This window comes from Allobosea sp. TND4EK4 (assembly GCF_900156025.1).
GTDB lineage: Bacteria > Pseudomonadota > Alphaproteobacteria > Rhizobiales > Beijerinckiaceae > Allobosea.
The window spans coordinates 100,676-117,930 of record NZ_FTMO01000002.1 but is presented as its reverse complement, the minus strand read 5'-3'; the positions used below and the strand labels follow the sequence as shown (position 1 = coordinate 117,930).

16 protein-coding genes and 1 pseudogene are annotated in these 17,255 nt (G+C 67.5%); 10 read left to right on the top strand and 7 right to left on the bottom strand.

Annotation, left to right across the window (positions count from 1 at the left end; translation table 11 throughout):
• Positions 1-86 precede the first annotated feature (86 nt).
• Positions 87-230, top strand: a pseudogene (locus tag BW981_RS23370) (DUF4130 domain-containing protein); the annotation flags it as partial.
• A 306-nt stretch (positions 231-536) separates the two neighbouring features.
• Here BW981_RS23370 and puuE read toward each other — a convergent pair.
• Complete coding sequence (gene puuE, locus BW981_RS05525) at positions 537-1,958, bottom strand: allantoinase PuuE (RefSeq protein WP_076437092.1); 1,422 nt, start codon at positions 1,956-1,958, stop codon at positions 537-539.
• 91 nt (positions 1,959-2,049) lie between these two features.
• On the bottom strand, positions 2,050-2,403 hold the full coding sequence (uraH, locus tag BW981_RS05520) for a hydroxyisourate hydrolase (RefSeq protein WP_076437732.1): 354 nt from the start codon (positions 2,401-2,403) through the stop codon (positions 2,050-2,052).
• Positions 2,404-2,533: 130 nt separating this feature from the next.
• On the opposite strand from uraH, the gene BW981_RS05515 reads away from it, so the two are divergent.
• Positions 2,534-3,772 carry a urate hydroxylase PuuD gene (locus BW981_RS05515; protein WP_076437090.1) on the top strand — a complete coding sequence of 413 codons (1,239 nt, stop codon included), beginning with the start codon at positions 2,534-2,536 and terminating at the stop codon, positions 3,770-3,772.
• Positions 3,773-4,006: 234 nt separating this feature from the next.
• Entirely contained in the window at positions 4,007-6,463 is a 2,457-nt protein-coding gene (locus BW981_RS05510) for a glycosyltransferase family protein (RefSeq protein ID WP_139333641.1), read from the top strand.
• 55 nt (positions 6,464-6,518) lie between these two features.
• Here the strand turns inward: BW981_RS05510 and BW981_RS05505 are convergent, their stop codons facing one another.
• Together BW981_RS05505 and BW981_RS05500 are read right to left on the bottom strand one after the other, a co-directional pair.
• Positions 6,519-7,574: an NAD(P)/FAD-dependent oxidoreductase gene (locus tag BW981_RS05505; RefSeq protein ID WP_076437086.1), complete on the bottom strand. Its 1,056-nt coding sequence runs from the start codon at positions 7,572-7,574 to the stop codon at positions 6,519-6,521.
• Between the two features lie 2 nt (positions 7,575-7,576).
• A complete protein-coding gene (locus tag BW981_RS05500) occupies positions 7,577-8,005 on the bottom strand; it encodes a GlcG/HbpS family heme-binding protein (protein WP_076437085.1) in 429 nt (142 codons plus the stop codon).
• 189 nt (positions 8,006-8,194) lie between these two features.
• Between BW981_RS05500 and lysM the strand changes: the two genes are divergently transcribed.
• The 7 genes from lysM (at position 8,195) to BW981_RS05470 (ending at position 14,592) form a co-directional block, all read left to right on the top strand.
• Positions 8,195-8,638: a peptidoglycan-binding protein LysM gene (gene lysM, locus BW981_RS05495; protein ID WP_076437083.1), complete on the top strand. Its 444-nt coding sequence runs from the start codon at positions 8,195-8,197 to the stop codon at positions 8,636-8,638.
• A 127-nt stretch (positions 8,639-8,765) separates the two neighbouring features.
• Positions 8,766-9,083 carry a rhodanese-like domain-containing protein gene (locus BW981_RS05490; RefSeq protein ID WP_076437081.1) on the top strand — a complete coding sequence of 106 codons (318 nt, stop codon included), beginning with the start codon at positions 8,766-8,768 and terminating at the stop codon, positions 9,081-9,083.
• A 50-nt stretch (positions 9,084-9,133) separates the two neighbouring features.
• The gene (locus tag BW981_RS22965) at positions 9,134-9,271 is read left to right on the top strand and encodes a hypothetical protein (RefSeq protein WP_175624057.1); all 138 of its coding nucleotides are present in this window, start codon (positions 9,134-9,136) and stop codon (positions 9,269-9,271) included.
• Positions 9,272-9,380: 109 nt separating this feature from the next.
• Entirely contained in the window at positions 9,381-11,690 is a 2,310-nt protein-coding gene (locus BW981_RS05485) for a xanthine dehydrogenase family protein molybdopterin-binding subunit (protein ID WP_076437079.1), read from the top strand.
• A 131-nt stretch (positions 11,691-11,821) separates the two neighbouring features.
• Positions 11,822-12,253, top strand: coding sequence for a c-type cytochrome (locus tag BW981_RS05480; protein ID WP_076437077.1), 432 nt, complete (start codon positions 11,822-11,824; stop codon positions 12,251-12,253).
• A gap of 274 nt (positions 12,254-12,527) precedes the next feature.
• A complete protein-coding gene (locus BW981_RS05475) occupies positions 12,528-13,472 on the top strand; it encodes a c-type cytochrome (RefSeq protein ID WP_175624056.1) in 945 nt (314 codons plus the stop codon).
• A 499-nt stretch (positions 13,473-13,971) separates the two neighbouring features.
• Complete coding sequence (locus tag BW981_RS05470; RefSeq protein WP_076437075.1) at positions 13,972-14,592, top strand: hypothetical protein; 621 nt, start codon at positions 13,972-13,974, stop codon at positions 14,590-14,592.
• An 87-nt stretch (positions 14,593-14,679) separates the two neighbouring features.
• On the opposite strand, the gene BW981_RS05465 is transcribed toward BW981_RS05470, so the two are convergent.
• From BW981_RS05465 to BW981_RS05455, 3 genes are all read right to left on the bottom strand, one after another.
• The gene (locus tag BW981_RS05465; protein WP_076437073.1) at positions 14,680-15,141 is read right to left on the bottom strand and encodes a Ros/MucR family transcriptional regulator; all 462 of its coding nucleotides are present in this window, start codon (positions 15,139-15,141) and stop codon (positions 14,680-14,682) included.
• Positions 15,142-16,086: 945 nt separating this feature from the next.
• Positions 16,087-16,491, bottom strand: coding sequence for a (R)-mandelonitrile lyase (locus tag BW981_RS05460; protein ID WP_076437071.1), 405 nt, complete (start codon positions 16,489-16,491; stop codon positions 16,087-16,089).
• A 124-nt stretch (positions 16,492-16,615) separates the two neighbouring features.
• Entirely contained in the window at positions 16,616-17,236 is a 621-nt protein-coding gene (locus BW981_RS05455; RefSeq protein ID WP_076437069.1) for a helix-turn-helix domain-containing protein, read from the bottom strand.
• Positions 17,237-17,255 lie beyond the last annotated feature (19 nt).

The following is a 17,255-nucleotide window of genomic DNA, read 5'->3' as shown; positions in this document are numbered from 1 at the left end:
CTTCTGCGGATCCGCCGCTGGCCAAGCCGGGGGCATCTGCAGATCGGCCCGGCGGCGACGAAGGCCGCGGCGCCCAACGACGATGCGATGAGACCTGTTGGCGGACCTGTGACGCCGGCATCTTCAACCCCGCACGGCTGAAGCCCAAGGCGATGCGGGCCGAGATGCCGATGACGTATTGGCGGAACCTGCCCGAGGCCGAACTGATTGCTCCCCTGATCGCGGGCGCAATGCGCCGAGCCGAGGAGATGGTGATGAAAGGGCCGACGCATCCGCCCGAACGACATGTCCGGCAGGCGCAGCGCCAGGCGGAGGCCGGCGCGGCCGAGGATGCCGCAGCGCTCGACAGCTGGGCAGCGGCGGCGACGGCGTTGCGGCTCGGGCAGGCGGCTTAGCAGCCTGCCGGTCCTGCAGGAAACCCCTTCGTCGTCCCGGCTTGATCGGGGACCCATTCCGGACGGGTTCAGGCATGGACCCCGGGTCTGCTCCGCGCTCCGCCGGGGATGACCGCGCTTCCATGAGCCAGGAAGCCGTCATCACCCGGCCATCAATTCCCTGAGCCGCAGCAGCGAGATTTTCTCCACCTGCGCCAGCGCGGCTTCGAATTCCTGCTCCGAGTCGTTCTTGAGCCGGGTCTCGAACGCCGCGAGGATGTCCGCCTTGCTCGCGCCTTTCACCGCCATGATGAAGGGAATGCCGAAGCGGGCCTTGTAGGCGTCGTTCAGGGCGGTGAAGCGCGCTCGCTCGTCCGGCGTCAGCCGGTCGAGCCCCGCAGAAGTCTGCTCACCGATCGATTCTTCCGTCATCTCGCCAGCGGCGGCGAGCTTGCCAGCGAGATCGGGATGGCCGCGCAGCAGCGTCGTCAGCCGCTCCCGGTCGCCGGCGCGCATGATCCTGGCCATCGCGGCATGGAGCGCCGGCGCCTCGTCATGGGCAGGCGTAATGCCGGCGTCAAACGCGGCCTCGGCGATCCAGGGCGCGTTCTCCCAGATGCGGCCGAAGACCTCGACGAAGAGCGCCTTCGGCACGGCAGACGGGCGATAGCCGCCGGCGGGCGGGTGATGGCGGACCCAATGCCGGGCGATGTCGAGGCGGGTCGCGACCCAGGCCTTGTCGTGGCTCTTCACGTAATCGAGGAAGCGCGCGAGCGCCGCGGCGCGTCCGGGCCGGCCGACGAGGCGGCAATGCAGGCCGATGGACATCATCTTCGGCGCGGTCTCGCCCTCGGCGTAGAGCGTGTCGAACGAGTCCTTCAGATAGGCGAAGAACTGGTCGCCGCTGTTGAAGCCCTGCGGCGTGGCGAAGCGCATGTCGTTGGCGTCGAGCGTATAGGGCACGGCGAGTTGCGGGCCCTTCGGCCCCTCGAGCCAGTAGGGCAGTTCGTCGGCATAGACATCGGCCGTGTAGAGGAAGCCGCCTTCCTCCATCGTCAGCGGAATCGTGTTTTCCGAGCTGCGGCCCTGATAGCAGCCGAGCGGGCGGGCACCCGTCAGCTCGGTCTGGATGCGGATGGCCTCAAGGATGTCGGCGCGCTCGCGCTCCTTGGGCACGTCGCGATAATCGATCCATTTCAGGCCGTGGGTCGCGATCTCCCAGCCGGCTTCCTGCATCGAGGCGGCGATCTCGGGATAGCGGGCCAGCGCGCTCGCCACGGCGAAGACGGTGACCGGCATGGCGCGCTCGGTGAACATGCGCCAGAGCCGCCAGTAGCCGGCGCGCGAGCCGTATTCGTAGATCGACTCCATGTTCATGTGGCGCTGGCCAGGCCAGGGCGCGGCGCCGACGATCTCGGAGAGAAAGGCTTCCGAGGCGGCATCGCCGTGCAGGATGTTGTTCTCGCCGCCTTCCTCGTAGTTGATCACGAACTGCACCGCGATGCGGGCGTGCCCCGGCCAATGCGGGTGAGGCGGAGTGCGGCCGTAGCCCTTCATGTCACGGGGATAGGCAGTGTCGGTCATGGCGGGCGGCGCTCGCAAAGTGATTCAGGTGACGGGTCTAAGGCGTGGGGAGGACAAGGGAAACAGCGCCGTCATTCGGGCTGCAAATGCCTCAGCTCCCGCGATAGGTCGTGTAGCCGAAAGGCGAGGCCAGCAACGGGACATGGTGGTGGCGGCTGGTGTCCGAGATGCCGAACCGCACCGTCACCACGTCGAGAAAGGCGGGCTCCCCCAGCGGCACGCCGCGCGCGCGGAAATAGGGGCCGATGGCGAAATCGATCTCGTAGATGCCTGCCCGCGTCGCTTCGGGAGCGAGCAGGGGGACGTCGGTGCGGCCATCGGCATTGGTGACGGTCTCTGCCAGCGTCTCCGGTCCGCCCGCCCCGATCCGCCGCAGCGAGATCGCGACGCCCGCTGCCGGAATCCCGCCATGGGTGTCGAGGATATGGGTCGTCAATCCGGCCATGATCAGCTCTTCGTTGTTTCGCGCGGAGGCCAGCAACTTGCATGCCGGCGCCAGCCAACCGTAATTTGCGGATCGGCGAAGTCCACCGGCCTGTCGGGCCGGCTCGCCCGGGCAGAGGACCGCGACCGCCATGCTCAGCGCCTATCTGATGGAATGGGGCAGCATGATGCTGCGTTGGCTCCATGTCATCACGGCGATCGCCTGGATCGGCTCCTCCTTCTTCTTCATCCATCTCGATGCGAGCCTGCGGGCTGCGCCGGACATTCCGCAGGGAACCGGAGGGCGCGCCTGGCAGGTCCATGGCGGCGGCTTCTACGAGATGCGCAAATACATGGTCGCGCCCGCCGTGATGCCGGCCGAGCTGACCTGGCACAAATGGCAGAGCTACTGGACCTGGATCTCCGGCTTCTTCCTGCTGGTCTGGGTCTATTACGCGCAGTCCGAACTCTACCTGATCGATCCGGCGGTGATGCAGCTCTCTCCCTTGGCTGCGGGCGCGATCGGCATCGCGGCGCTGGCGGGCGGCTGGCTGATCTATGACGGGCTGTGCAGATCGCCCCTGGGCAAGCACGACCTCTCTCTCGGGCTGATCGGCTTTGCCTATGTGGTCGCGGCGAGCTGGGCCTTCGCAAACGTCTTTTCGGGGCGCGGCGCGCTGATCCATACCGGTGCGCTGATGGCGACGATCATGACCGCCAACGTCTTCTTCAACATCATGCCGGGCCAGCGAAAGGTGATCGCGGCGCTGACGGCCGGCGAAATGCCCGATCCGAAATACGGCAAGGCCGCCAAGCAGCGCTCGACGCACAACAACTACATCACCCTGCCGGTGCTGTTCCTGATGCTGTCGAACCACTACCCGGTCACCTATGCCAATGCCGCGGTCATTCCGCTGCTGGTGGCGCTGGTGATCGTGGCGGGGGCGCTGATCCGGCATTTCTTCAATGTCCGCCATGCCGACCACGCGAAGTCCCCCTGGTGGTGCTGGGCGGTCGCGATCCTGGCGCTCTGGCTCGCTTTTTGGGTGGCCATGTCGGCCTCGCCCGGCGGGCGCGAGCGATTGGGCCTCGCGCCGCGTCAGGCAGCGAAGCCGATGCTTATGGCCGGTCTGAGCCTGCCGCCGACCGAGGTGACGGACATCGTCACCGGGCGCTGCGCGATGTGCCATGCGGCCGAGCCCACATGGCCCGGCCTGCAGATCGCGCCGAAGGGCGTGCTGCTCGAGGGGGCGGAGCAGATCGCCCTGCACGCCCGCGCCATCCGCACGCAAGCCGTGATGACGCATGCGATGCCGCCCAACAACCTGTCGGGCATGACGTCTGACGAGCGGCGGGTGCTGGCACGGTGGCTTGCGGGCGGAGCATCCTGAACGGCGCCGGTCGGCGATGGCATGTGCTCTTTCCTGAGCCTGCCGACAGCCCGTTCACGGATGCGTGAACTCATTCAGATTCGGTTCAGGTGAAATACCACAGTCTCCGGCCGCTGAGAGGCTGGAGACCGATCCCAAGAATGGGAACGTCCACGCCTTGGGACCTTGGGGGTTCCGTTGGAACGCGTGGACGTGCGGCGCGCCGGCTATTGGGCGGCGGGGATCGGTTTTGTCTTGGCATGGGGCGTCCTGTGCTGGCCCTGGCTTTCCGGGTCGGTCACGATTCCCTTCGACGCCAAGGCGCATTTCCAGGCTCAGATCCAGTTCCTCGCGCGGGCCATCCATTCCGGACAGTCGCCGTTCTGGAACCACAACATCTTCGCCGGATCGCCGCAGATCGCCGATCCGCAATCGCTGATCTTCTCGCCGGCGATCCTGTTGGCGCTGATCTCGTCCAATCCGAGCTTCCGCGAGGTCGATGCCTTCGTGCTGGCGCATCTGCTGTTCGGCGGGCTGGCGCTGATCATGCTGTTCAAGGACCGCGGCTGGCACCCGGCGGGCGGGCTTCTCGCCGCGCTGGTCTTCGCCTTCGGCGCCTCCGCGGCCTGGCGCGTGCAGCATGTCGGCCAGATCGCGAGCCTCGCCTTCTTCGCCATCACGCTGTGGCTGACCGCCCGGATGCTGCAGCGGAACTCGCTGCTTTCGGGCCTGTTCGCGGGGCTCGCCGGCGGGCTCATGGTGCTCGACCCCGACCAGATCGTGCTGCTCGGCGGTTACGTGCTGGTCGGCATCGTGGTCGCGCACTGGATTTCAGGCGGCTGGCCGGCCTTGCGCGCCAGCCTGGCGCCGCTCGCGGTGGCCTGCGCCGCCGGCCTGGCCCTGATCGCGCTGCCGATGGTGTGGACCTGGCTGTTCGCCGAAGCCACGACGCGGCCCGAGATCGACCTCGTCGAGGCTGGACGCGGCTCGCTGCATCCGGTCTCCCTGCTGACGGCCTTCATCGGAGACCTGTTCGGCGCGAAGAATCCCAATGTCGATTTCTGGGGGCCGTACAACAATCCCGGCTGGGCGAAGGAGCTCTTCCTGTCCCAGAACATGGGGCAGGTCTATTTCGGCGCGCTGCCGCTGCTGCTGCTGGTCGCGCCGGGGATGACGCGCGGCTTCCTGTGGGACAAGGGCATCCGGCCGCTGACCATCGGCTTCGGCTTCATGGTGCTGTTCGCGCTCGGCCGGTACACGCCGCTGTTCCAGTTGACCTATGACTACCTGCCCGGCGTGAAGGTTTTCCGCCGGCCGGCCGACGCGACGTTCCTGATCGGCGCCCTCGGCGCGGTGCTTTCCGGCTATGTGCTGCATCGCATCCTGACCGCGGAGAAAGCTGTCTCGTTCCGGCGCGACCTCGCCATCGGGGCCGGCGTGGTGCTGGCGGCCATGCTCGCCGCCCTGCTGGTGTCGCGCGGCGAGGGGCATCTGGCGCAGGCCTGGCTGCCGATCGGCCAGGCGCTCGGCTGGTTTGCGGTGGCGATCCTGCTCTTCCTGGCGCTGCAGCGCTGGCGCTCGGCGCTGGCGCCGGCCGTTTCCGTCGCACTGGTCGCCGGCCTGATGGCGGCCGATCTCCATGCCAATAACGGCCCCAACGAATCCACCGCGCTCCCGCCGAAGCTTTACGATGTGCTTGAGCCGACCACGAAGAACGAGACGATCGCGCTGTTGAAGCGCCTGACGGCGCAACCGGCCGGCTCGGCGCGGCGCGACCGGGTCGAACTGCTCGGCATGGGCTTCGAATGGCCCAACGCCAGCATGGTGCATGGCTTCGATCACACGCTGGGCTACAATCCGCTCCGGCTCGAGGACTTCTCCGAGGCTGTCGGCACGCGCGACGGCATCGCCAGCCCGTCCGAGCGCAAGTTCACGCCGCTGTTCCCCTCCTATCGCTGCCGCATGGCGAATCTGCTGGGGCTGCGCTACATCGCCTCGCCGGTTCCGATCGAGCAGGTCGACCATGCCTTGCATCCCGGCGACCTCAGGCTCGTCGCGCGCACGAAGGAAGGCTATGTCTACGAGAACCCGCATGCGCTGCCGCGCGTGCAGTTCGTCGGCGGCTGGCAGTTCGCCGATTTCGACAGCATGAAGCTCTCGGGCCGCTGGCCGGACAGCGCCGACCCGCAGCAGGTCGTGCTGCTCGACAGCGAGCCGCCGGCGGCGGCGCATGAAGGCCCGGCCGGCGTCCGCGCCGAGGTCAAGCTGACGCGCTACGGCAACGCGCATGTCGAGATCGACGTCGATACGCCGGCCGTGGGCTTCGTGGTGCTCAACGATATCTGGCATCCGTGGTGGCGCGCCGAGGTCGACGGGGTCGAGACCGAGATCCTGAAGGCCAATGTGCTGTTCCGGGCCGTGCAGGTGCCGGCGGGCAAGCACAAGGTGCGCTTCAGCTTCCGGCCGCTGGAAGGCGCCATCGCAGAGCTGCGCGAGCGGATCGATCCGCAGGAGCCGGCCGACACCGCCCCGCCGGCGCCGATGCCGGAACTCGAGGGGCCGGGCGTGGCGGAGGCTCCGTTGCGCGGGCCGACCCTGGCCGGGCCTTCGGCGAGCGTGCGGGATTCGCTGGGGCTCGGGAACGGGGCCATGGCGACGCTCCGCAGCGGCACGGCGGCCGCCCATATGCCCGGGGAATCGCTGGCTCAGTGAGCCAGAGGCCGCCTTCGGCGCATCTCAGGACGAGGCGCACCGAAGGCGTGCCATCTCACGCCACGCCCAGCTTCTTCTGAAGGCTGGTCGAGGAGGTGGTGTATTGGAAGGTCAGCCGCTTGTCGGGATAGACGTAGCGATGGACCTTCTGGGCGCAGAGCGCGCCTTCGTGGAAGCCCGACAGGATCAGCTTGAGCTTGCCCGGATAGGTGTTGATGTCGCCGATGGCGAAGATGCCGGGCGTGCTGGTCTCGAAGGTTTCGGTGCCGACGGGGATAAGGTTCTCGTGGAGATTGAGGCCCCAATCCGCGATCGGCCCCAGCTTCATCGTCAGACCGAAGAAGGGCAGCATCGCGTCGCAGGCGATCTCGAAGGTTTCGCCCGCCGCGTCGCGGCAGATGGCGGCTTCGAGCCTGCCGTTCTCGCCCCTCAGACCCGTGACCTGGCCGAGCTTCATCTCCAGCTTCCCGGCGGCGACGAGTCCCCGCATCTGCTCGACGGAGTGGGGTGCGGCGCGGAAATCGTCGCGCCGGTGCATCAGCGTGACGCGGCGGGCGATGGGCTGGAGATTGAGCGTCCAGTCCAGCGCCGAATCCCCGCCGCCGATGATCAGGACATCGCGACCGCGGAAGGTCTCCATGCGGCGCACGGCGTAGTAGACCGAGCCCTCCTCATAGGCCTCGATCCCGGGGATGGGCGGCTTCTTCGGCTGGAAGGAGCCGCCGCCGGCGGCGATGACCACGGTCTTCGTCTCGAAGACCGTGCCTGCATCGGTGACGAGCCGGAAGCGCGGCGCCTCAGCCGTTCCGATCGATTCGACGGTCTCGATCATCTGGCCGAGATGGAAGGTCGGTCCGAACGGCCTGATCTGTTCCAGCAGATTGTCCACCAGCGCCTGGCCGGTGACCAGAGGGAAGCCGGGGATGTCGTAGATCGGCTTCTCGGGATAGAGCTCGGCGCATTGGCCGCCGACCTTGGGCAGGATGTCGACGAGATGGGCGCGGATATCGAGCAGGCCGAGCTCGAAGACCGCAAAGAGCCCGCAGGGCCCCGCGCCGACGATGACGACGTCGGAGTCGATGACCTCGCCCGGATTGGCAGCCTCGCTCATCCTCAGGCGCCCGTATCGGCCTTGAGGCCGGCGGCGGCGATGCCGGCGATGGCGGCCGCCTCGTCATTGTCGGAGGTGTCGCCGGAGATGCCGACGGCGCCGAGCAGCGCGCCATCGGTCGCGCGGATCAGCACGCCGCCCGGCACCGGGACGAGAAGGCCGCCCACCGCATGCGTCGCGGCCTCGATGAAATAGGGCCGCTCCTGCGCCATCTTGTGCAGCGCGCGAGAGCCGAGGCCGAGGGCGACGGCGCCGTGAGCCTTGCCGAGCGCGATCTCCCCGCGCTTCAGGCTGGTGCCGTCCTGCGCGGCGAAGGCCTTCTGCGCGCCGCGCGCGTCGATGATCGCGATGGCGAGGGGCTTGAAGTCTTGCGCGGTGGCGTGTTCGAGGGCCGTCGAGAGGATGGCCTGGGCCTGTGCGAGCGTCAGCATGATGGGAACTCCGATAGGGCGGCCGCCGTTTCTGACAGTCTGTCGCCCTTTGGGGAAGCGGAGGGCGGGAATGCCCTCCATGAGCCGCAGGGTGGGCAGGTGGATGGCCCGCTCTGCCGCGCTCGCGGCGTCGCGCTTGCGTCACAGGCTGCGAGCAGGCTTGATAGCACCCCAAACAAGGAGGGCTCCATGGGTCTGTTCAGTTTCATCAAGGAAGCCGGTGCCAAGATCTTCGGCGGCAGCGAGGCGAAGGCCGCGAGCGCCGACGATCTCAAGAAGGAGCTCGCCGGCCATGGGCTGCCCTCGGACGTGACGGTCACTGTCGATGGCGACAAGGTGAAGGTCTCGGGCCAGGCTGTCTCGCAGGAGCAGGCCGAGAAGATCATCCTCGCGCTCGGCAACACGACCGGTGTCGCGCAGGTCGATTCCGAGCTGATCGTCGAGAAGGAAACGCCGGCCGCGGTGTTCTATACGGTGAAGAAGGGCGACACGCTCTGGAAGATCGCCGAGGAGCATTACGGCAAGGGGCAGGGCGCGAAATACGCCGAGATCGTCAAGGCCAACACGCCGCCGGTGAAGAATCCCGACCTGATCCAGCCGGGTTGGGTGCTGCGCATCCCGCCGCTGGCCTGATCGGCCCCTCCAGGACATCCCGTCCTGCCGGGGCTTGACCCGGGCGCGGCCTGCACGAAATTCTCGGGCCGAAGCTCAGCTTTGCCCGAGAACGACGTTGTCGGCGAAGCCGACGGAGACTGTTCGCATGACGATCACCGATCTCGATATCGACGCCATCAAGCAGGGCCTCGCCGAGGGCTCGATCCTGCTCATCGATGTGCGCGAGCCGCATGAATTCGCGGCCGGGCATATCCCCGGTTCGCTCTCCCATCCGCTGTCGCAGTTCGATCCGGCAGCCCTGCCGGAGGCGGCGGACAAGCGCATCGTCTTCTCCTGCGCGGCGGGCGTGCGCTCGCGCCATGCGCTGGCCGCGGCGCAAGCGGCTGGGCTCGCCGTCGACGCCCATTACATCGGTGGTTTCAAGGACTGGGCGATGCGCGGCGAGAGCATTTCGTTCGACTGATATCAAGGCGCCGCAGCATGTCGCGGCGTGCCGTCCAAGGGATTTCCTCGATGATTCTTTCTCCGGGAAAGGTCGCCAAGGGCAAGGGCGATGTCCGCCGCGGCGCGGCCGAGGCCGCGAACTGGATCGTGCGGGGCTACAGCATGATGATCTCGCTCGCCGACAGGGCGGAGCGCTTCCCGCGCTGAGTCCTCGGCGGCCCCTGCGCCGCACGCCGCCCCGATGCGTGTCGCAGCGGGGCTGGTGGCGCGGCGATTCAGCTTCTAGTCTTTCATTCGACCAATCGAGGAAACCTCCATGCGCCCCATGAAATTCGGTTTCGGCCAGCCGGTGCGGCGGGTCGAGGACCAACGCCTGACGACCGGAACCGGCCGCTACACCGACGACATCGCCGCGGAAGGCGCGCTGCACGCCTATGTGCTGCGCTCGCCCTATGCCCATGCCCGCTTCACGATCCGCGACAAGCAGGCGGCCCGCCAGCTCAAGGGCGTCAAGCTAGTCCTCACCGGCGAGGATGTGGCTGAGTACGGCGATCTGCCGTGCAAGGGACATATCAAGACGACCTCCGGCGAGATGTCGCAATCGCTGCCCGTGCCGGTCCTTCCGACGGACACGGTGCGCCATGTCGGCGAGGCGGTGGCCTTCATCGTCGCCGAAACGCTGGCGCAGGCGCGCGACGCCGCCGAGGCGATCGCGATCGACTGGGACCCGCAGCCGGCCGTGACCGGCATCGCGGAGGCGCTGGCCGACGGCGCGCCGCAGGTCTGGCCCGACCGCACGGGGAATGTCGCCTTCGAGGCCGAGCAGGGCAACCGCGAGGCCACCGAGAAGGCCTTCGCCAAGGCCGCGCGCACCGTCTCGCTCACCATCGTCAACAACCGGCTCGCCTCCAACTACCTCGAGACGCGCGCCTGCATCGCCGATTACGACAAGGCCGAGAAGCGCTGGACGCTGACGCTGGGCAGCCAGGGCAGCCATGGCATGCGCGACCTGATCGCGACCTATGTGCTCAAGGTCGACCCCAAGCGCATCCGCGTGGTGACGCCGGATGTCGGCGGCGGCTTCGGCACCAAGATCTTCCTCTACCGCGAATATCCGCTGGCGATGATCGCGGCCGAGAAGCTCAAGCGCCCGGTGCGCTGGGTCGCCGACCGCAACGAGCATTTCCTCGCCGACACCCATGGCCGCGCCAACCTCTCGACGGCGACGATGGCGCTCGATTCGCGTGGCCGCTTCCTCGGTCTCAAGGTCGATCTCTCGGCCGAGATGGGCGCCTGGCTCTCGCAATACGGGCCCTTCATCCCCTGGGTCGGCACCACGATGACGCCGGGCTGCTACAACATCCCGGCCGTGCATGTCGTCTTCCGCGGCGTGCTGACCCACACGACGCCGGTCGATGCCTATCGCGGCGCCGGGCGGCCGGAGGCGGCCTATCTGATCGAGCGGCTGGTCGACGCCATCGCCCGCGAGACCGGCAAGACGCCGGACGCGGTGCGCGCGCTGAACTTCGTCAAGCCCTCCGAGATGCCGCACAAGACGCAGACCGGGCCGGTCTACGATTCCGGCGAGTTCGAAGGGCATATGCGCCGCGCCATGGAGGTGGCCGACTGGAAGGGCTTCAAGAGCCGCCACGGCGCCGCGAAGAAGGCCGGCAAGATCCGCGGCATCGGCATGGCGAGCTATATCGAGGCCTGCGGCGGCGGCGGGCCGGAGAGCTCGACCGTGATCTTGGAGAAGGACGGCATGGTGACGGTGCTGATCGGCACCCAGTCGAACGGGCAGGGCCATGAGACGGCCTATTCGCAGCTCGTCTCGCAGCATCTCGACATCCCGATGGATCGCATTCGGGTGATCCAGGGCGACACGGACAAGGTCGAGACCGGCTCGGGCACCGGCGGCTCGCGCTCGATTCCGGTGGGTGGCGCGGCGCTCGACAAGGCGACCGCGATCCTGACCGACAACCTCAAGCAGCTCGCCTCCGAGAAGCTCGAGGCGGCGGTGGGCGATCTCGAGGTCGCGGACGGCGCCGTGCGGATCGTGGGCACCGACAAATCGCTCGACCTCGCGGCCATCGCGGCGCTGCCGGGCGCCAGCCCGGAGATGCTGAAGGTGCATCAGAGCTGGCAGCCGCCGGAGGCGACCTATCCCAACGGCACCCATGTCTGCGAGCTGGAGATCGACCCCGGCACAGGCCACACCGAGATCGTCAACTATGTCGTGGTCGACGATTTCGGCGTGACGCTGAACCCGCTGATGCTGCAGGGGCAGGTCCATGGCGGGGCGGTGCAGGGCATCGGCCAGGCGCTGATGGAGGAGATCCGCTTCGATCCGGAAGGCCAGATGCTGACCGCGACCTTCATGGACTACGCCCTCCCGCGGGCCATCGACGTGCCGAATTTCCACTTCGAGACCCGCAATGTCCGCTGCGTCACCAACGCCATCGGCGTGAAGGGCGCGGGCGAGGCAGGGGCGATCGGCGCCTGCCCGGCGGTGATGAACGCGATGGTGGATGCGCTCGACCGCGCGGCCGGCATCAAGGCGATCGACATGCCGGCGACGCCGCTCAAGGTGTTCACCGCGCTGAAGGAGGCGGGCTACCCGCTTTGATGCAAGGCGGAACTTGCGGCCGCGCAAGTCGCTTCACGCAAAAGCGACTTGGCGCTGTCGTCTCGATGAGGTTGATCTAGAAGCATTCCAAAGCGGCGCTTTCCAGCGCCGTGGCTTCAAGGGGTAACTTCATGATCCGCACCGTTCTCGTCGTCGCCGGCCTCGGGCTCGGCCTCACCGCCGTGATGGCCCAGTCCAATCCCATCGCCGAGCGCCAGCAGATCATGAAGGCGGTCGGCGGTGCGACCCGCGAAGGCGCGGCCATGGCGAAGGGCGACGTGGCCTTCGACGCCGCCAAGGCGCAGACCGTGTTCAAGACCTATGCCGATGCGGCGGCCAAGATGCCGGCCCTGTTCCCCGACAGCTCGAAGACCGGCGGCGAGACCACGGCGGCGCCGAAAATCTGGGAGGATCAGGCGGGCTTCAAGGCTGCTTTCGTGAAGTTCGGGCAGGATGCCGAGGCCGGCGCCAAGGCGGCCGACCTTGCCAGCTTCCGCACCGCCTTCGGCGCGGCGACGAAGAACTGCGGCACCTGCCACGAGGTGTACCGCATCAAGAAGTGAGGGCGGCGCGCCACTGCTCTTGCAGCGCGCCCGGTTCGAGGCCCGGAAGCAACGCGTGATCCCGGGCGAAGCGAAGCGTGGACCCGCGATCCATTCCGGAACGCTGACGACTTGTGTTCAGGCATGGGTCCCGGATCGGCGCTGCTTCGCAGCCTGTCCGGGCCCCCCCTTTGCGGGTTTTTGACTCCGTCCGGCTCTCTCGAACACCTCTCATTCCAGCCTTGCCCTCCTTCTGCCCAGCGTCCACTCTGCCGGCTCGCTTCTGGAGATCGTGATGCTGTTGCTGCGCCGCCTGCTGGTCACCCTCGTCGTCCTGGCGGCGATCGGGCTCGGCGGCTTCTGGCTCCTGACCGATCCGCGGATCGTCTCGCCGGCTCCGGAGGTCGGGGCGCTGCCGGCGGCCGATCTCGACAACGGCAAGCTGCTCTTCGCCGCGGGCGGTTGCGCCTCCTGCCACGCCACTCCCGGACAGGAAGACCGCACCAAGCTCGGCGGCGGTCTCGCGCTCACCTCCGCCTTCGGCACCTTCCACGCGCCGAACATCTCGCCCCATACGCGCGACGGCATCGGCAACTGGGGCGTGCAGGATTTCGTCGACGCGATGGCGGCCGGCGTCGGGCGGCAGGGCGAGCATCTCTACCCGGCCTTCCCCTACACCTCCTACCGGCTGATCCCGCCCAAGGCCCTGGCCGACCTCTTCGCCTATATCCGCACGCTGCCGCCCATCGAAGGCAAGGCCGCTGCCCACGAGCTGCGCTTCCCCTTCAACATCCGCCGGCTCGTGGGCGGGTGGAAGTTGCTGTTCTTCCAGGGCGGCTCCTTCCAGCCCGACCCGACGAAGAGCGAGGCCTGGAACCGCGGATTCTATCTCGTCAACGGGCCGGGCCACTGCGCCGAATGCCACTCCAACCGCAATGCGCTCGGCGCTATCGTCCAGGCGACGCGCTTCGCCGGCGGGCCTGATCCGGAAGGCAAGGGCTGGGTGCCGAACATCACGCAGGACGAGGCGAACGGGCTCGGCAAATGGTCGAAGGATGAGATCGCCGAGCTGCTGAAGACCGGCTTCACCCCCAGCTTCGACAGCGTCGGCGGCTCGATGGCCGATGTCGTGCGCAACACGGCGCAGCTCTCGGATGCCGACCGCGCGGCGATGGCGGAATATCTGAAATCCCTGCCAGCGGTGCAGGGGCCGGCGAGGCCGCGGGGCGGGGGAGGTTAGGAGGGTTTGCTGGGGGCCGAACGGAGGCGCTGTGGGCCGTCACCCCTTGCAAGCCAAGGATTTGCTGCAACACTGGACCCCGGCTTGATGAGGGGGCTTCCATATGTTGCGCATCGGATTGTTCGGAGCAGCTCTGGGGATCGCGCTAGGCGCCGCCGGAACGGCGCAAGCGCAAGCGAGCCCCGAGTGCCGGGGCATGAGGCAAGTCAAAGCCTGCAACTGCGCAGTGAATTTCGGGGGCAGGGTCGAGGCGGATCCCCATGTCCCCGGGCGCAAGCGCTGGCGGGCGCCTTCGAAGCGCTCTCAGGCATTTACCGCGTATCTGAACTGCGCGGGCGCCGTCGGCCTCTAACCCAGGTGGGAAGGCCCTTCAGCGACCGCTGCCGGATGGGCCGCTGCAGATCGTCGCCGGAGGCGCGAAGCCGGATGGCGAGGGCCAAGGAACGGCGCCGGGCTGGCGGCGTTCCATAAGTGGCGCCTTCCGAACGCGAAACGACTTATGCCGGGCAAGGACAAGACGGCGCAAGCCGAGCAGATCCGACACGAGTGGCTGCTGCCCTCTTCGGTGACCTTAGGTTCGGCGGTTCGATCCAAAGGGATTGAACGCGAGCTGCGGAGGAAGCTTGCCTGGGGCCTGCGCAAGCATCTGACCGTGGACGCTGGCCGCATCGTCGTGTCATCGCACGATAACGACGCCGATGCCTTTCAGGAAATCCTCAAACGCGTCGAAGGGGAAGTGGAAAGTCTGCCCCGGTTGCCGGTCCTTCCCAGCGAGATCGAGGACATCCTTTCGATCTCTGCGCGAGAGCGGCACAAATGGCTCGCTGACGGGCGCTTGCAGAGCGCTGGCACCCGAACCGTCAAGCTTCGTGGCCGCGCCAAGAAGGTCACCTTCCACGTCTTCGATCCACGGCACGTCGAGGACATTCTGGACGCCGATTTGCCGGAGCTGTGGCGCGAGGAAGACGCGAGAACCGCCGCAGAGAACCGTAAGCGGGCTGCCGGCAAGGCCGCTATGCAGCGGGCGGCCAAAGGCAAGGCCATCCCCGACGCTGCACCTGATGAAAGCGAGCGTCTGGAAGGCTGGCACGAATTCGATGCAGAAGGCTTTCTCCGCTGAGCTCTTGTCCGGCGACATGATGGGCAGCCATCGCGCCGCCCCCTATCACGTCAGCACCATTCAGCCTCCGCGCCAGGCGCGGCAATCTCAGCTTTGAGCGTTGGCCCGCCTGCCTCTTTTCGCAGGGGGCTGTGCCGCCGGGGCGGTGCCTTTTCTGCGCTGATTCCCGAGACCCATCTTCTTCGCGAGCTGCGAGCGGGCCTCGGCATAGCTCGGCGCCACCATCGGATAATCGGCGGGAAGCCCCCATTTCGACCGATATTCCTCGGGCGTCATGTCGTAAGCCGTGCGCAGATGACGCTTCAGCGATTTGAACTTCTTCCCGTCCTCCAGGCAGATCAGGAACTCGGGCGTGATGGACTTCCGCACCGACACAGCCGGAGCCTTTTCCTCGACGACCGGGGCAGGTTCCTTGCCAAGCCCAACCAGGGCAGCGTGCGTGGTGGCGATCAGACCGGGCAGGTCGGCCGTGGGCACGCGGTTGTGCGCGACGTAGGCTGAAACAATTCCAGCCACGAGGTCGACGACGACGTCGTTATTGTCTGTCATGTGATCTGGCACTCGCGAATCTAATTTTTGAAACATCGAAGAATATGCCTTGGGACGCAAGCGCATTCCAGAATTCCGCGTCGAAACGCGGCGCAGTTAGGCATTGTTACCTAAGATGGGGTATTTCAACAACGCAGGAGGGGCGGTTTGGATTGGCGAAACATCCCCGGATCACTGCTTTCGTGCTTGCGGCCGTGTCAACCGCCCTGATTATCTTAAGCCCAGGCAGACTTGCGGCAATCATCTTTGCGGTCGGTATGATGGTTGATCCCAAAAGCGCCCTGTGACCGCATCGGGTCGGTAGCGGACCTGGCCGTCAGCCGCCCTTGAGGCTGAGCGTCCGTGCCGACGCGGTTGAGGCCGGGAGACTGCCCCATGGTCGGCGAGGCCCGGCCATGGCCCTCGGCACGGCATGAAACTTATCCCCGCCTCCCGCCACGCCCTTAATCTCCCATCACCTCGTCCCCGAGGGGCAGCCATCCGGAGGTGTGCCGTTGGTGGGGGCGGGTCGGCGCCTGCGGCTGGTCTCACAAGCCGGACTCGGGAGGTCGCGGGGCACCGCCCTGGGGGTAATACGGCCCCTGCGCGAGGAGCTCGCTGGACGGACAGGCGGCGCGGAAGGGTTTCGCGAGCGCGGTGGTGAACAGGCCGTGCCGGGCCGGCGAGGGACAGGCCCCTCCCGCAACCCGGAGCCAGCGGCCAAAGCGCTGCCGGGCGGACGGAACGCCGGACGCGGCGCCTTCCTTACAAGCGCGGCCCGTGGCTTGAAAATCGCCGGAAGCGGAGCGCCACGGGGCGTGCGGAGGGTGGCTCAATCCCTCCGCGCCGCATCCTGGCTCAATGGAAGCGGCCCGATACCCCTGCGCCTCGCGGCGCTCCGCTGCCCTTCACCGATCAACGAACGCGACAACGCGGGCGGGCGCAGAGCTGTGCGTCGCCTTGTGTTCAGCTGGCTGTTCCGGCGTATTGCGCCTCGCTGACCTGCTCCAGCCACTCCACGGCCGAGCCGTTCAGCTTTTCCTGGAGCGCGATATGGGTCATCGCCGTGGTCGCGGTGGCGCCGTGCCAGTGCTTTTCGCCGGGCGGGAACCAGACCACGTCGCCGGGGCGGATCTCCTCGACCGGGCCGCCTTCACGCTGGGCCCAGCCGCAGCCTGAGGTGACGATCAGGGTCTGGCCGAGCGGGTGCGTGTGCCAGGCGGTGCGGGCGCCGGGCTCGAAGGTGACGAGCGCGGTCGCGATCCGGGCCGGGTCCGGCGGGTTGAACAGCGGGTCGATGCGGACCTGGCCGGTGAAGTACTCGGCAGGGCCCTTGCCGGAGGGTTGCGAGCCGGCGCGTCGGATGTCCATGGGGGGCCTCGTCTGGCGGGCGGGTGGGTTCAGGAAAAGCGCGGGTCATCCCGGATCTCCGCTTCGCTGCGTCCGGGATGACCCGCGCACCGTCCGAGCCTGCCGAGCGCCCGGCGGCCGCCGACTATTCCATCACCGCCGCCTTGAGGATGCAGACCATCAGCGCGCTTCCGGGCTCGGTGCCGACGCAGCGGACGATGTGGCGGCGGTCGCAGCGGTAGCGCAGGGTTTCGCCCGCCTTGGCGCGCTGGACGATGTCGCCGACCTCGACCTCGAACTCGCCGGAGGTCACCGAGAGCGATTCGATCGAGCCGCGCTGATGGCCTTCGGAATCGAGCTCGCCGCCTGGCTCCGCGGAGACTTCGTACCATTGCAGCCACTCGACCGTCTTGATCCAGCCGACGATGGCGAGGCGCAGCTTGCCGTCTTCCGAGACGAGGATCGGCGTGTCGGCGCGGGTGGTCTTGTCGATGAAGGGCTCTTCCTCGGCGCTGGAGAGCACGCGCTCGATCGAGATGTCGAGCGCCTGCGACAGCCGCCAGATCGTCGCCAGCGTGGGGTTGGTCTCGTTGCGCTCGATCTGGCTGATGATCGACTTGGCGACGCCGGACTGCTCCGCGAGGTCGGACAGGGAGAAGTTATAGGCCTTGCGCAGCCGCTGGATGGTCTTGCCGAGCTGGCCGGAGATCACCTGGGCGCCGGATTCCAGCTCCCGCCCGCCGCGCTCTTTGGTCTCGATGCCCATTCTGACCGTCCTGCTCGCT

Bases quoted from the DNA above. Each gene is read 5' to 3' on its own strand.
- uraH (WP_076437732.1), bottom strand. From the start codon at position 2,403: ATGGCCGGATTGACGACCCATATCCTCGACACCCATGGCGGGATTCCG.
- BW981_RS05470 (WP_076437075.1), top strand. From the start codon at position 13,972: ATGCCGGGCAAGGACAAGACGGCGCAAGCCGAGCAGATCCGACACGAG.
- puuE (WP_076437092.1), bottom strand. From the start codon at position 1,958: ATGACCGACACTGCCTATCCCCGTGACATGAAGGGCTACGGCCGCACT.
- BW981_RS05475 (WP_175624056.1), top strand. From the start codon at position 12,528: ATGCTGTTGCTGCGCCGCCTGCTGGTCACCCTCGTCGTCCTGGCGGCG.
- BW981_RS22965 (WP_175624057.1), top strand. From the start codon at position 9,134: ATGATTCTTTCTCCGGGAAAGGTCGCCAAGGGCAAGGGCGATGTCCGC.
- BW981_RS05490 (WP_076437081.1), top strand. From the start codon at position 8,766: ATGACGATCACCGATCTCGATATCGACGCCATCAAGCAGGGCCTCGCC.
- BW981_RS05500 (WP_076437085.1), bottom strand. From the start codon at position 8,005: ATGCTGACGCTCGCACAGGCCCAGGCCATCCTCTCGACGGCCCTCGAA.
- BW981_RS05485 (WP_076437079.1), top strand. From the start codon at position 9,381: ATGCGCCCCATGAAATTCGGTTTCGGCCAGCCGGTGCGGCGGGTCGAG.
- lysM (WP_076437083.1), top strand. From the start codon at position 8,195: ATGGGTCTGTTCAGTTTCATCAAGGAAGCCGGTGCCAAGATCTTCGGC.
- BW981_RS05505 (WP_076437086.1), bottom strand. From the start codon at position 7,574: ATGAGCGAGGCTGCCAATCCGGGCGAGGTCATCGACTCCGACGTCGTC.
- BW981_RS05515 (WP_076437090.1), top strand. From the start codon at position 2,534: ATGCTCAGCGCCTATCTGATGGAATGGGGCAGCATGATGCTGCGTTGG.
- BW981_RS05480 (WP_076437077.1), top strand. From the start codon at position 11,822: ATGATCCGCACCGTTCTCGTCGTCGCCGGCCTCGGGCTCGGCCTCACC.
- BW981_RS05455 (WP_076437069.1), bottom strand. From the start codon at position 17,236: ATGGGCATCGAGACCAAAGAGCGCGGCGGGCGGGAGCTGGAATCCGGC.
- BW981_RS05465 (WP_076437073.1), bottom strand. From the start codon at position 15,141: ATGACAGACAATAACGACGTCGTCGTCGACCTCGTGGCTGGAATTGTT.
- BW981_RS05460 (WP_076437071.1), bottom strand. From the start codon at position 16,491: ATGGACATCCGACGCGCCGGCTCGCAACCCTCCGGCAAGGGCCCTGCC.